The following is a 12,675-nucleotide window of genomic DNA, read 5'->3' as shown; positions in this document are numbered from 1 at the left end:
ATGTCCCCGAAAATGACGGATTTTCATTTGATTCCGTCATCTGCGGATGACGGAACTCTGCGAGGCTTCCTCTTCGGGGAGGTTTTTCGACACGCTGAGCCGGGGCCAATGGCCCCGGCTCCTCAGCTTGTCAGTCAGCAGTCAGAAAGAAGAACTATCGAAGCGGCTCAGCCCTCCGCCGCCTTGTTCACACAGGCAACAGCGTTCAGGCTCCTTGGGTAGCCGATGTAGGGCAGGCACTGGGATATCACGCGGATCAGGAACGCCTTATCGTTCCCCAGATTCATGTTGCCCTTGGCGTGGGCGGTCAGCTGAGGCTCACAGCCGCCCTGAGCCGCCAGGTAGCAGAAGGTGATCATCTCCCGCTGGGCCAGTGTGAGCCCCGTGCGGGTGTAGTAGTCTCCAAAGCAGTTGGCCGCCAGCCAGCGGTTGATGTGCCCGGTCTTCCACGCCTCCAGCATCTGGGGGCCGAAGATGTCCGCCTGGGTCTGGGCCCCCTTCTCCAGCCGATCCTCCATCGTGGTGGTGGCCTGTCCCTCCAGCGGCAGGGCCACGCCCCGCGCCTTCAGCACCTCGTTGGTGATGTCCAGGAAGGGCAGCACCCGTCCAATCCCCAGGTAGTCCACCGCCTGGTAGACTACCTCCTTGGCCATCACCGGGGTCACCCCGGCGTCCAGGGCCTGGGGCAGCTCCCGGCGGAAGGCCTCCGTCCCCTGGCAGCCCAGGAGGGTGGCCAGGATGGCCATGTGCCGGGTGACCTCGTCCAGCTGCTGGCCGGGCTCATTCACCACCTCGTCAAAGGCAAAGTGTTCAAAGCGTTCCACAAACTCCGGATCTGTTTCCCGCACGTCTTTCATCATCATCGTTGCACACTCCTCTTCGCTTTTGTTGCTCCAGGGACATCTGTCCTCCCTGCGGCTCCAGGCGCGGCCGGCGCCCTTCCATTACAGCTTGGAATATGCCTCGTCGTCCACCGGCTCCAGCCACTCGTTGCCGGTCTCCTCGCCGGGAACCTCTACGGCAATGTGGCTGAACCAGCTGTCCGCCTTGGCCCCGTGCCAGTGCTTCACCTCCGGGGGGATGACGATGACGGTGCCGGGGGTCAGGCTGACCGCATCCCTGCCCGCCTCCTGGTACCAGCCTTCCCCGGCGGTGCAGATCAGAATCTGTCCACCGCCGCTCTTGGCGTGGTGGATGTGCCAGTTGTTCCGGCAGCCCGGCTCAAAGGTGACGTTGGCCAGCCCCACCGCGCTCTCACCGGGCTTGGTCAGGGGGTTCAGATAGGAGTTTCCGATAAAAAACTGGGCGAAGGCGGTGTTGGCCGTCCCCTGGCCGAATACATTCTGCGCATCGAATGCGGATTTGTCCTGGAGCTTCATGGTAATGCCTCCTAAAAAATAAAAATATGATTGATTTTGTGTCGGGGCGCCGGTCAGCCGCGCTTCGCCTCCTGCTGCTTGCGGATGTGATAGCGGAGATAATCCAGCCGCTCCCGGAAGTGGATCTCATCCCGCGTGCGGCCCCGCTTCCGGTCCGGCATCCGCAGCCGCTGTGCCTCGGTTCCCTCCTGCTCCAGCAGGAGTTTCATGTAGGCTTCAATTTCCGGGTTTTCAAAGCCCACAGCGTGCAGCGTCATGATCAGGCTCAGGCGTTCCAGGTCGGTGCCGTCATACTGCCAGGCGCCCATGGCACTTTTCACGGTGCCGCACAGGCCCCAGCTCTCATACGCCCGCAGGACCTCCATGGGAATGGTATACCGCTCACTGGCCTCATGGATCGTCATTCCATCACCCTTTCCCATGACCCGGCTTGCGTATATGCGTATAAAAGTATAAGTGTCCCTTCCAGAACACCTATATTGTAGGCCTGTGATAAAACAATGTCTAATGCTTATATTAAATTTTATTTCATACGGGAAATGTATTTCTCAGAAAACTGAATCAGCGCCGCTGCTGCGGCTGAAAAGGTCTGCGCCTTCTTCCAGACCAGAACGGTGTTGGACTCCAGAGCAGGAGAGAGCGGGAGAAACCGGAGTCCTTCATAGCTGCAGTCCAGAGCCAGGGTGAGTACGCTGCTGCCGCCGGCCCGAACCAGTGAGGCAAGATTGTAGAGCAGGTTGCCGGTGGCTGTGACCCGCAGTCCCTCTGCGTAGGGGCCGAACCAGTTGAGCAGTTCATTCTGCACGATCTCCCGCTCCGGCAGGATCAGGGGCACGGCGGCCAGATCTGCCGGGCTGACGCTCTTCCTGGATGCCAGCTCCGAGTCTTCTCTTACCAACACGCCCCACTGTTCCCGTCCCGGCGTGCGCACAAAGCTGTACTTTGCAATGTCCACCGGTTCCTGCAAAAGGCCTATGTCCAGCAAGCCCCGCTCAATGCGCTCTTTGATATTGTCAGAGTTGCCACTATAGATCGAAAACGATACCAGTGGGTTTTCCCTTTGAAAGGCCGTGAGCAGCTGTGTCAGGAAACGCGAACTCTGCAATTCTCCGCTCCCCACCGCGACAGTGCCCGAGAGCTGTTCCCCCCGGCGCTGGAGATCGTCCCTTGTCTTATCCGCCAAAGCCACGATCTCCTCTGCCCGCCGGCGGAGCAGCATCCCCTCCTCCGTCAGGATAATGCGGTGCTTGCTCCGGCGAAACAGCTGGACGCCCAGCTCCTCCTCCAGCTGCATCAGCTGCCTGGACAGCGTGGGCTGCGTCAGGTGCAGGAGGTTGGCCGCCTTGGTGATGTTCTCCTCCCGGGCAACCAGCAGAAAATATTTCAGTACACGGATCTCCATGGGATGTCACTCCTTCCGTTCCAAGCGTAGCATGGCGGCAGGGGGAAATCAACATGAATTAATTGATATTATGCAAAAATTGTATTGAACAGATGGGGCTTCCTGATGCGGCAGGCGTGGATTTCCAAGTCCGTCCATGCCCATCCCATCCGGGAGAGCGCTCATGCAGCCCGCTTCTTTTTTGTAAAAGAAAATATGTTGACACAATGTCAGAACAGTGGTATAATTCAAGCATTGACACTGTGTCAGAATTTTTAAACATAACCGCACTGTCTGTCCAAAGGAGGTTTTACGATGCGCGCAAAGGTCTATTTCACCCGGGAGATCACCCCGGAAAAGGTTGTGGAGCTGTATCGTGCCCTGGGCGTGGAGCTGCCCGGAAAGGTAGCTGTAAAGGTCCACTCCGGCGAGAAGGGCAACCAGAATTTTCTCCACCCGGAGTTCTGGCGGCCCATGGTAGAGGCGGTCCGCGGCACCGTCGTGGAGTGCAACACCGCCTACGGCGACGCGGCCGGCGGCGTTCGGGACCACACAGAGTCCCACCGGAAGCTGCTGGAGGAGCACGGCTGGACCAAGTATTTTGACGTGGACCTGATGGACGCCGAGGGGCCCGACGTCGTGTGGCCCATCCCCCAGGGGAAGATCCTCAAAGAGAACCACCTGGGCAAGAATATCATGAACTATGACTCCATGCTGGTTCTGGCACACTTCAAGGGCCACCCCATGGGCGGCTACGGCGGCGCGCTCAAGCAGCTGGCCATCGGCTGCGCCTCCCGGGCGGGCAAGGCGCTGATCCACTCCGCCGGAAAGACCGACGACCGTTTTAAAACCTGGGAGCAGCACGCCAGTTCCGTGGCCTTCCCCGAGGCCATGGCCGACGCCGCCTCCAGCGTGGTGGAGCACTTCAAGGGCAATATCGCCTTTATCAATGTGATGAAGAACCTCTCTGTGGACTGCGACTGCTGCGCCGTGGCCGAGGACCCCTGCATGAAGGATATCGGGATGCTGGCCTCTCTGGACCCGGTGGCCATCGATCAGGCCTGCATTGACCTGGTTATGAGCGCTGATGATCCCGGCAAAGAGCACTTTATGGAGCGGGTCAACAGCCGCAACGGCATCCACACCATTGAGGCGTCCGCCGATTTGGGCTTTGGAACCAGGGAGTACGAGCTGATTGAGCTGTAATGCTGAATGGAGGGAGTCAAGATGAGTAAAACACTGGTCGCTTATTTTTCCGCCAGCGGCGTGACCGCCCGGGCCGCCAAAGAGATGGCGCAGGCCGTGGGCGCGGACCTGTACGAGATCCGTCCGCTGGAGCCTTATACGGACGCGGACCTGAACTGGATGGACAAGAAGAGCCGCAGCACCTTGGAAATGAATGACCCCGCCTGCCGTCCCGCCATTGCGGAGCCGGTGGAGAACATGGCGCAGTACGACACGGTGTTCGTGGGCTTCCCCGTCTGGTGGTATGTGGAGCCCCGCATCGTGGACACCTTCCTGGAGGGCTATGACTTCTCCGGCAAGACGCTGATCCCCTTCGCTACCTCCGGCGGCAGCGGCATCGGCAAGGCGGAAACGAGTATGCAGGACCACTGTCCCAAGGCCAGCTGGAAGCAGGGCAAGCTGGTAAACAGCGGCGCGGCGGCCTGGGCCAGGTCTGTCCTGGGGCTGTGAGGCGGCCATGCCAAAGGGCTCGGAAGAACTGACCAACGCCAGAAAAGAAGAGATCATCGACGCCTGCGCCGCGCTCTATGAGACCATGGGGTTCCGGGACATCACCATCCGGGACATTGGAGCCAAAACCTCCTTCACCCGCACCTCCATCTACAACTACTTTCAGACCAAGGAGGAGATCTTCCTGGCTCTGCTCCAGCGGGAGCATGAGCTGTGGATCTCGGATCTGGAGGAACTTGCCCGGCGGGAGGCGCCGCTGTCCACGGAACAATTTGCAGACGCGCTGGCCTGCACCCTGGAGAAGCGGGGCTGTATGCTGAAGCTGATGTCCATGAACCTCTACGACATGGAGGGAAACAGCCGGCTGGAAAATCTGGTGTCCTTCAAGCGGTCATACGCCGGCGCGCTGCAGGCTGTCACCCGCTGTCTGGAGAAATTCTTTCCCCGCATGACGGCGGGCAGCATTCAGGGCTTTCTCTATGCATTCTTCCCCTTCTTGTTCGGCGTCTACCCCTATACCTCCCACACGGACAAGCAGCTGGAAGCCATGGAGGCGGCTCATGTGAGCTACACCCATTATTCCATCCACGCCCTTGTGAGACCCTTCGTGGAAAAAATGCTGCAGGGTGAATGGTCAAACGATGTGCAATAGGCGTTGCGTGCAAGGCTCTCATAATTCCCGGGTAATATTGGAGATTTCATGCTTTACGAAACCTGGCGTTCACCGACGCCAGGTTTCGTTTTTTGTGCGGCGGGCGCGGCCCTGGAGAGGTCTTCCCCTTTCGGACAGAATCCGCCGCCGCCTTCGGCCGGGTTATCTGCGGATGACCTTTGTGCCGCCAAACACGGCGGACATGGGGGTGGATTCCAAAGCCCGATCGATGGCGGCCACCTCTTTGCCGGTCAGAAAAACATCCGCCGCCCCGGCGTTCTCCCGCATCCGTTCCACCTTTCGGCTGCCGGGGATGGGAACGATCCAGGGCTTTTTGCACAGCATCCAGGCCAACGAGATCTGCGCGGGAGTGGCGTGCCTCTGCTCTGCCAGCTCCTGCAGCAAACGCAGCAGTTCCCGATTCTCCTCTGCCGCCTCCTGCGTAAATTGCGGCATGGCGCTGCGGTAGTCCAGCCCGGAGTCAAACCGCTCGCCGCTCCGATAGGCTCCGGTAAGCAGGCCGTTGGCCATGGGAGAGAACGCCACAAAGCCGATGTGCAGCTCCTCCAGTACGGGAAACAGCGCCTCATGCCAGCGCGCCATCATCGAATAGCGGTTTTGTACCGCCGTCACCGGGCAGACCCTGTGCGCCCGGCGCAGATAGTCCTCGTCTGCCTCCGAGACGCCCCAGTGGGTGATCTTTCCCTCCTGGATCAGGTCAGCCATTACCTGAGCCACCGCTTCGGGCTCCACATGGGGGTCCATGCGGTGCTGGAAATACAGGTCAATATGGTCGGTCTGAAGCCGCCGGAGCGAGCCTTCCACCGAGGCGCGGATGCGCTCGGGCCGGGCATCAGGAATCAGGGGTTTGTTCACCGCTGTGCTGGTTCTGTCAAACCCGATGCCGAATTTGGTAACAAGCTGCACCTGATTGCGGACATCCTTCAGCGCCTCTCCCACCACCTTCTCGTTGTGGTGCGGGTCCTCCGCTGTTCCGTAAGTCTCGGCGGTGTCGAACATGGTGTAACCCATGTCAAAGGCGCTCCGAATCGCCCGTATGGCTTCGCCGTCTTTTGTGGGAGGACCGTAGGCGTGGCTAAAGCCCATGCAGCCCAGTCCCACGGCAGAGACGTCCAGATCCGTGCCCAGCGTGCGCTTATTCATGTTCCAATGCCTCCTTGCAATTGTTCTTGCTTACAGGACTGATGATAGCGGAACGTTCCGAGCTTCATTATAAAAAAATCGAGGCTTCCGGAGAAGTCTCGAAAAGTTATGCAGTATAAACCTTTTCTTTATAACTTGTGCGCCGACCCGGCCGGCCCCGTCCGCCTTCCCGCCCTCTCGGCGGCTTCCGGAACTTCTTTCCTGTGCTGCGCCTTGATTCCTCCCACATCAAGTTGTACAATCTTGTCAGATATGACTTGCTCTCCCCTTTCGAATGTCTGCGTCTCGACTTCATTCTGTCTGAGATCTGCAAATCATGTCTCTCTATTTTTGCAAAGCGCATTCTCCGGAGAAGCCAAGGCTGAGGGTGGGCTGACGCTTGTCTTTCCTCTATGTCAAAGCCAAATTAGAAAAATATTTTTGTACGGAGGGTTGCCCATGCAGTATATCAGTCACTATTGTTCCCCCATTGGCGGTATTCTTTTGGCCGCGGATGATATTGGTCTAACCGGCGTATGGTTTGAGGGACAAAAGTATTTTGCCCTCAGCCTGGACAAGGAGCATGAGGAAAAGGAACTCCCCCTTTTTGAAAAGGCAAAGCAGTGGCTTGACATTTATTTTTCGGGGAAAGAGCCGGATTTTACTCTGCCGCTTCATTTCACAGGTACCGTTTTCCAAAATGAGGTGTGGGAAATCCTCTGCACAATTCCATACGGCCATACGATGACCTATGGCGAGATTGCAAAGCAGGTTGCCGCGGAGAAAGGTCTGCCGCATATGTCCGCGCAGGCCGTGGGCGGCGCAGTAGGTCACAATAAAATTTCCATCATCGTCCCCTGCCACCGCGTTGTGGGCACAAACGGCAGTCTGACGGGCTACGCCGGGGGAATTCATAAAAAGGTAAAATTGCTGCAATTGGAAAAGGCCGATATGGGGTCCTTTTTCGTTCCAAAGAGCGGAACCGCTCTGTAGAGAAATCCCCATTTGGCGGTCATCCCTTATCAACAGCTGCTCTGCAGGTCCATCATCAGTAAGGCGCAGTCCCCAAGCCGTTTGACATGGCTTAGGGGACTGCGCCAATTTTCTCAATACTGCGGTGCTTTTCGCTCCTTGGCCCAACCATGATGCGCAAAGTCTAACCCATTGTTTTCAGAGCGCTGCTGAGGTTATTGGGGTCAGAGCGGCTATACAGGCAATAGTAGGTAACACCCGCTTCTTCATCCAAAATGGGAATGTTCACCCGGTTCGGTGCATTTCCCCCTCGTCTGAGCGCCACATCTGTCGTAAAGCTCGGGAGCGCTGAGGCTCTCACAAGTTCATTGAAAGCCATGTCCTCCTGCTCCAGGAAGCGGGTGTCCGGCATCTTTTGGACCGTCAGATTCCGCCAAAATCCGAGGCGGCTCCGAAGGAGCATGGTTTCTCCGTTGAGATCCTTCATATACAGCGCATTACTGCCAGACAGCGGGTGCGCCGGCGGGAGCGAGAAAAACAGGTGTTCTTCCCCGTATCTCTCACAGATAATGCCCGGATCTTCAACCGCAAAGGGCAGGACGATCAGTTGATATACGCCATCCCTCAGCCCCTGTAATAGGACCTCATTCTCTCGTATCTCATAGGAGATGGTCATATCAGGGTACAGATCCGATAACCGCGGAGGGATCTCCCAAAGAGGGGCTGGCGCGCAGGAACCCACCAGGATCGTGCGCCGGCTTCGGTCAAAGGCCTGAATGCGGCTGATCATGTCCCGGGACTGCTCTATGACTTTCCGGGCGTAGTCCACCGCCATTCTTCCGCTTTCATTGAGCTCAATCTTATTCTTCTGCCGCGTGAACAGTGTGACCTGCAGCTCTGCCTCCAAGCGCTGCATAGAGCGGCTGAGGGCAGGTTGAGAAATGTGCAGCTGTTCTGCGGCGCTGGACAATGTTCCGCACTCTGCCACAGCCAGCAGCTGCTCCAACTGATAGAGTTCAAACATACTCCGACACCTCTTTTTCCTATTATATCAGTTGGATTTCGTGGCTGCAAGCTTTCGTATGCAATCTAATTATAGAAGTCTGCATAATCAAAACTGTTATCCGCTCGAAAACCGGCGTATAGTGTGTGTATCAAAAGAAAAAGAGCAAACAGAGGATGCTGCGCTATGCAGAACAGGGCGCTCTGCAATGGGGTAGAACTGCCGATGATGGGGTGTAACACCGTTTAGATTCGGGACAGCAGGCGGCGGGACGGCGGCTTTGCCTGGCTTCCGCCTCCTCTATTTTACCGTTTCACAGCATGAAGATAAAACCGCGCCGATATCCTCAGCGATACAGACAGACCTCTTTTGAAGCTCCCGGGGAGCATATGCCTCCTCCTGATTGATGCAGACATAGGTTATATTTTTGTCCTGCATCGCCATCTTCCAGAACGGATATTTGATGATGACCGGGGTGTTGCCGCCTACGCCCAGCTCCAGGAGCAGCACCCGCGTCCCCGTGTGCCTCCGCAGAAAGTCCCCGTAGCGGCCGGCTGCTTCATACCACCCCTTATCCTGAACAAATGTATTATCACACCGGAGGTTCATGGTCATGGGGCGGCCGCACCGGGGGCAGTGTGGCACCAGCGCAGAAGGGACACGCATGTCCTTCTGTTCCGCGAACATTCTGCGCACCGTCTCCTCGTTTTCGTAGGTCTCCTGATGGCAGGACCCGGAGCACTGCCACAGGCCATAGTCCCCCTGGGTGTAAAACAGCCGCTTTTTGTCGAAGCCTGCCAGCTGGAACTGGTGGTCCACATTGGTGGTGAGAACAAAGTAGTCTCTGCCCTTTACCAGATTCAAGAGGGCATCATATACGGGCTTTGGCGCCCTCTCGTATCGATTCACCATGATCTGCCGGCTCCACCAGGCCCAGTGCTCTTCCGGGCTGTCAAAGGGGAAAAAGCCGCCGGAGTACATGTCCCGGATGCCGTACTTGTCCCGGAAGTCGCTGAAATACCGCTCAAAGCGCTCCCCGGAGTAGGTCAGCCCCGCAGAGGCAGAGAGCCCCGCTCCCGCCCCAATCACCACCGCGTCCGCAGTGTCCAGCGCTTCGCGCAGCCGCTCAATCGGATTGGAGGATATCGCGGTAGATTTGGGCGTCAATCCCCTTGAAAACATTGAAAATCACCCTCTTGACGGAAGTCGTTTGCCGGTCCAGAAATTCCCGGACTGTTTTCACGGCGATCTCAGCGGCCTCTCGATTGGGAAAGCGGAATTCGCCGGTGGAGATGCAGCAGAAGGCCACGCTCTGGAGCTCATGCGCTGCCGCCAGTTCCATGCAGGAACGGTAGCAGGACGCCAGGTCGGAACGGTTCTGCCCGGTCACGCGGCCCCGGACAATGGGGCCAACCGTGTGGAGGACATACCGGGCCGGGAGGTTATAGCCCTTTGTCAGCTTGGCCCGGCCGTTTGGCTCCGGGCGTCCCTGGGCCGCCATGAGCTGATTGCATTCATCCCGAAGCTGAAGCCCCGCCGCCGAGTGGATGGCATTGTCAATGCATCCGTGGCAGGGGACAAAGCACCCCAGCAGGGCGGAGTTGTCCGCGTCCACGATGGCGTCCACCCGCAGCCGGGTAATGTCCCCCTGCCAGATGACCAGCCGGGGATCAGATGGAACGGGCGGGAGGGTATTTCCATCCACCACGCCCTTTTCCTCCGTTTCCGCGGAGAGAAGGGCGTCCTGGACTTCCAGAAAGCCCGGAGACAGCGGCAGAGGGGGCCGTACATTCATCAGGGCCCGGAGGAGCCGCCGCCGGGAGGCCTCGTCGCCCGGGAACGCCTCCGCCTGCTCCCGGTACTGGGGCATCTCTGACAGGAGCACTTGATTTAAATATTTTAATTGTTCACTGCGGTTCATGCGGCTTGCCTCCAGAGAAAAAAATCAATCGCTGCCTGATTCTGAAAACCGTCTGAAGCGGGCGGCGGCGGCTCATGAAGCCTTCTCCACGGCTCCCGCGGGACAGACGCGGAGGCAGTTTCCGCAATGCAGGCAGTGCTCCTGATGGATGACGCTGGGACTGCCTTTGTCGATCGCTTTTTGTGGACAGACATGGACACATTTCCCACAGCTGATACAGGCATCCGTGATGAAATACCCTTTCGGAGCGGGCTTCCCATTTCCGATGACGTAGCTCTCCCGGAAGATGGGATTCACCCCCAGGTTGAAATACTCAATGGACATATCCCGGATGCAGAAGATGATGCCGATGCTGCGGGTCTCTCCGGGGTAGACATTGGCCAGATAGGGCTGTTCCTTGAAGATCAGATTCCGCCACTTATCCTGCTCCTCCGCGGGGGCCGGCTTCACCGTCCCCGTCAGGCGGATCATCTCCTTATACATGGTGTAGCCCAGCACCTGGACCTTTCCCGTGTCCAGAAGTTCCTTGCAGAAGTCCTTTCCCCGGGCGGTAAAAAAGTAGATGGCGTCCGGCTCATAGTGGATGGCGCTGATGCAGCGCACCTGGGGATCTCCCGCCCCGTCCACCGTGGCAAAGGACAGTACCCCCACATAGCCCAGCTTCTTCAGACAGGTCTGTGCATCCATGTGCGTTCCTCCTTTTATTCCATGATCCGGACCCGTCCGTCCCTTCGGGGTTTCGGCTCCGGATAGGTCCCCTCCACATAGCCCAGGGCCACGAAGCAGCGGGGCATCCAGCCTGCGGGGATCTCCCACTCCCGCATCAGCTGAACTCCCAAGGGTGTGTCAAACGTCTCCTCCGCCCGGGCGATGATGCAGGAGGCGATCCCCAGCTCATAGGCGGCAAGGGCCATATTCTCCGCGCAGCAGAAGGCGTCGGGAACCGCGTACAGGAAGTTACCCGGTGAAAAAACGGCGCAGACGGTGGGCGCACCGTAAAAGCCGTTTCGGATGGTGGGATCGTCAATGGCGCTGGGCTGTTCCCGGGAGACAAAGCTGCCTGCCAGACGGCTGCGGTCGAACCGGGCCAGATTCAGCTGGCCCAGCTGAGCGATCAGCGACTTGTTTTGGATACCGCTGAGGATGGTCCGCTGCCCGCCGCCGGCGTTGGGGGCATAGAGGCCCGCCTCCAGAATCTTTTCCAGATCTTCTTTTGGGATCTGCCGCGCCTGAAATTTTCGAATCGAGCGGCGCCGGTAGATTGCTTCGGAAACGGTCATGCCTGGACCTCCTTCCAGCACTCCGGGTCCGGGGCGTACATATTGCCGTGATACCCCGCCGCCACCGCGGGACAGCCCCGGCAGAACCGCAGCAGCTCGCACTTGGAGCACTTCTCAAAGTTCTCGTAGACCCGGTACTTGTCAAATTCCGGGCCGGTGAACAGGTCATACAGGTCATCGGTGAGGGCGCTGCCCACCTTGCTCTCCATCCGGCGGCAGGCGTAGACCGCCCCGTCGGAGAGGATGGTAAGATGGCAGTTGCCGCAGTTGCAGCCGTCATAGACATACTCATCATCCGGGTAGGACTTGGGGTCAAAGAGCCCCTTCTCATACAGGAACAGCGTCCACAGGTGATCCTTCAGGTTGAAGGTAGTCTCACAGCCCTCAGCCTCATACTTCTGAAATTTCTCCCAGCACTGCTCCATCATGTCCCGGTACTCCTCCGGGGAGCAGCACACATCCCGGTCCTCCCGGGAGGGGCAGTAGCGGGCGAAGGCGAAGATGTCCGCCTTGTGTTTCACTACCTCATCCACCAGCGGCGGGATGTCCTTCACGTTCCACCGGGACACGGTAGTCATGATGGCCACGTCGATCCCGGCCTGGCGCAGGAGGGGGATGGCCGCCATGGTGGCGTCATAGGAGCCGGGCTGCTGGCGGATGCCGTCGTGGGTCTCCTTCAGCCCGTCCAGAGACAGCTGGTACTTCCGGCATCCATATTCCTTGAGCTTGCGGCAGACCTCCGCCGTCAAATGGAAGGGGTTGCCCATCAGGGCAAAGGGGATGCCTGCCAGCTTGAGGATCTTCATCAGCGTCCAGAACTGGGGATGCAGGATAGGGTCTCCGCCGGTGATGTAAAGATAGGGCAGCCGTCCGGCTTTCTCACAGAAAGCCTTGCAGTTTTCAATGACGGTCACCATATCCTCCAGCGCCGTCTCCTTGAACTTGGCGTGGCTGCCCAGGGCGTAGATGTAGCAGTGCCGGCACCGCTGGTCGCAGGCCTCCGTGATATGCCATTGAAAGGCAAAGTACTCCATGGCCGTTTCCTCCCTCTATGGCCCCGCAAAGGCGGCGTTTTCCTGCCCGCGTACAGAAACCTCCGACGAACTTCTGTCTTGGACAAAAGGAGGGTACTCTGTTCTTCACAGAGCACCCTCAGCGTGTCGAAAAACCTCCCAGAAGGGGAAGCCTCGCAGAGTTCCGTCATCCGCAGATGACGGAATCAAATGAAAATCCGTCATTTTCGGGGACA

At 58.4% G+C, this 12,675-nt stretch carries 15 protein-coding genes; 4 read left to right on the top strand and 11 right to left on the bottom strand.

The window, feature by feature from the left end:
- Window positions 1-167: 167 nt before the first annotated feature.
- The 4 genes from QZY67_RS10385 to QZY67_RS10370 all read right to left on the bottom strand — a co-directional run bounded on the left by QZY67_RS10385 (window position 168) and on the right by QZY67_RS10370 (window position 2,781).
- Window positions 168-857, bottom strand: coding sequence for a carboxymuconolactone decarboxylase family protein (locus QZY67_RS10385; RefSeq protein ID WP_366448969.1), 690 nt, complete (start codon window positions 855-857; stop codon window positions 168-170).
- A gap of 87 nt (window positions 858-944) precedes the next feature.
- The gene (locus QZY67_RS10380) at window positions 945-1,379 is read right to left on the bottom strand and encodes a cupin domain-containing protein (RefSeq protein WP_295370070.1); all 435 of its coding nucleotides are present in this window, start codon (window positions 1,377-1,379) and stop codon (window positions 945-947) included.
- A gap of 53 nt (window positions 1,380-1,432) precedes the next feature.
- Window positions 1,433-1,783 carry a MerR family transcriptional regulator gene (locus QZY67_RS10375; protein ID WP_295370068.1) on the bottom strand — a complete coding sequence of 117 codons (351 nt, stop codon included), beginning with the start codon at window positions 1,781-1,783 and terminating at the stop codon, window positions 1,433-1,435.
- Window positions 1,784-1,902: 119 nt separating this feature from the next.
- On the bottom strand, window positions 1,903-2,781 hold the full coding sequence (locus tag QZY67_RS10370; RefSeq protein ID WP_295370065.1) for a LysR family transcriptional regulator: 879 nt from the start codon (window positions 2,779-2,781) through the stop codon (window positions 1,903-1,905).
- Window positions 2,782-3,075: 294 nt separating this feature from the next.
- Here QZY67_RS10370 and QZY67_RS10365 point away from each other — a divergent pair, with 294 nt between their 5' ends.
- Genes QZY67_RS10365 through QZY67_RS10355 form a run of 3 tightly spaced genes read left to right on the top strand, consistent with a single transcriptional unit; the run spans window position 3,076 to window position 5,107 of the window.
- Window positions 3,076-3,966, top strand: coding sequence for a DUF362 domain-containing protein (locus QZY67_RS10365; RefSeq protein WP_295370063.1), 891 nt, complete (start codon window positions 3,076-3,078; stop codon window positions 3,964-3,966).
- A gap of 21 nt (window positions 3,967-3,987) precedes the next feature.
- Window positions 3,988-4,455: a flavodoxin gene (locus QZY67_RS10360; RefSeq protein WP_295370061.1), complete on the top strand. Its 468-nt coding sequence runs from the start codon at window positions 3,988-3,990 to the stop codon at window positions 4,453-4,455.
- Window positions 4,456-4,462: 7 nt separating this feature from the next.
- Entirely contained in the window at window positions 4,463-5,107 is a 645-nt protein-coding gene (locus QZY67_RS10355; RefSeq protein WP_295370059.1) for a TetR family transcriptional regulator, read from the top strand.
- 162 nt (window positions 5,108-5,269) lie between these two features.
- Here QZY67_RS10355 and QZY67_RS10350 read toward each other — a convergent pair whose 3' ends face one another.
- Window positions 5,270-6,271: an aldo/keto reductase gene (locus QZY67_RS10350; protein WP_295370057.1), complete on the bottom strand. Its 1,002-nt coding sequence runs from the start codon at window positions 6,269-6,271 to the stop codon at window positions 5,270-5,272.
- A 438-nt stretch (window positions 6,272-6,709) separates the two neighbouring features.
- Here QZY67_RS10350 and QZY67_RS10345 point away from each other — a divergent pair, with 438 nt between their 5' ends.
- Window positions 6,710-7,243: a methylated-DNA--[protein]-cysteine S-methyltransferase gene (locus QZY67_RS10345; protein WP_295370054.1), complete on the top strand. Its 534-nt coding sequence runs from the start codon at window positions 6,710-6,712 to the stop codon at window positions 7,241-7,243.
- Between the two features lie 163 nt (window positions 7,244-7,406).
- On the opposite strand, the gene QZY67_RS10340 is transcribed toward QZY67_RS10345, so the two are convergent.
- From QZY67_RS10340 to acgM, 6 genes are all read right to left on the bottom strand, one after another.
- Complete coding sequence (locus QZY67_RS10340; protein WP_295370051.1) at window positions 7,407-8,246, bottom strand: LysR family transcriptional regulator; 840 nt, start codon at window positions 8,244-8,246, stop codon at window positions 7,407-7,409.
- Between the two features lie 279 nt (window positions 8,247-8,525).
- Window positions 8,526-9,392 carry a Sir2 silent information regulator family NAD-dependent deacetylase gene (locus QZY67_RS10335; protein WP_366448968.1) on the bottom strand — a complete coding sequence of 289 codons (867 nt, stop codon included), beginning with the start codon at window positions 9,390-9,392 and terminating at the stop codon, window positions 8,526-8,528.
- On the bottom strand, window positions 9,352-10,146 hold the full coding sequence (locus QZY67_RS10330) for a protein-ADP-ribose hydrolase (RefSeq protein ID WP_294537287.1): 795 nt from the start codon (window positions 10,144-10,146) through the stop codon (window positions 9,352-9,354). Before QZY67_RS10330 ends, QZY67_RS10335 begins: the two co-directional genes overlap by 41 nt.
- A 72-nt stretch (window positions 10,147-10,218) precedes the next feature.
- Window positions 10,219-10,833 carry a 4Fe-4S binding protein gene (locus tag QZY67_RS10325; protein ID WP_295370045.1) on the bottom strand — a complete coding sequence of 205 codons (615 nt, stop codon included), beginning with the start codon at window positions 10,831-10,833 and terminating at the stop codon, window positions 10,219-10,221.
- Window positions 10,834-10,847: 14 nt separating this feature from the next.
- Window positions 10,848-11,426, bottom strand: coding sequence for a nitroreductase family protein (locus tag QZY67_RS10320; protein ID WP_295370043.1), 579 nt, complete (start codon window positions 11,424-11,426; stop codon window positions 10,848-10,850).
- On the bottom strand, window positions 11,423-12,460 hold the full coding sequence (acgM, locus tag QZY67_RS10315) for a radical SAM/SPASM domain protein, ACGX system (protein ID WP_295370041.1): 1,038 nt from the start codon (window positions 12,458-12,460) through the stop codon (window positions 11,423-11,425). The genes QZY67_RS10320 and acgM overlap by 4 nt, the downstream gene beginning before the upstream one ends.
- Window positions 12,461-12,675: the final 215 nt, after the last annotated feature.

The organism is uncultured Pseudoflavonifractor sp. (assembly GCA_904419835.1).
Classification (GTDB): Bacteria; Bacillota; Clostridia; order Oscillospirales; family Oscillospiraceae; genus Pseudoflavonifractor.
This window is presented reverse-complemented; position numbering and strand designations above follow the sequence as displayed.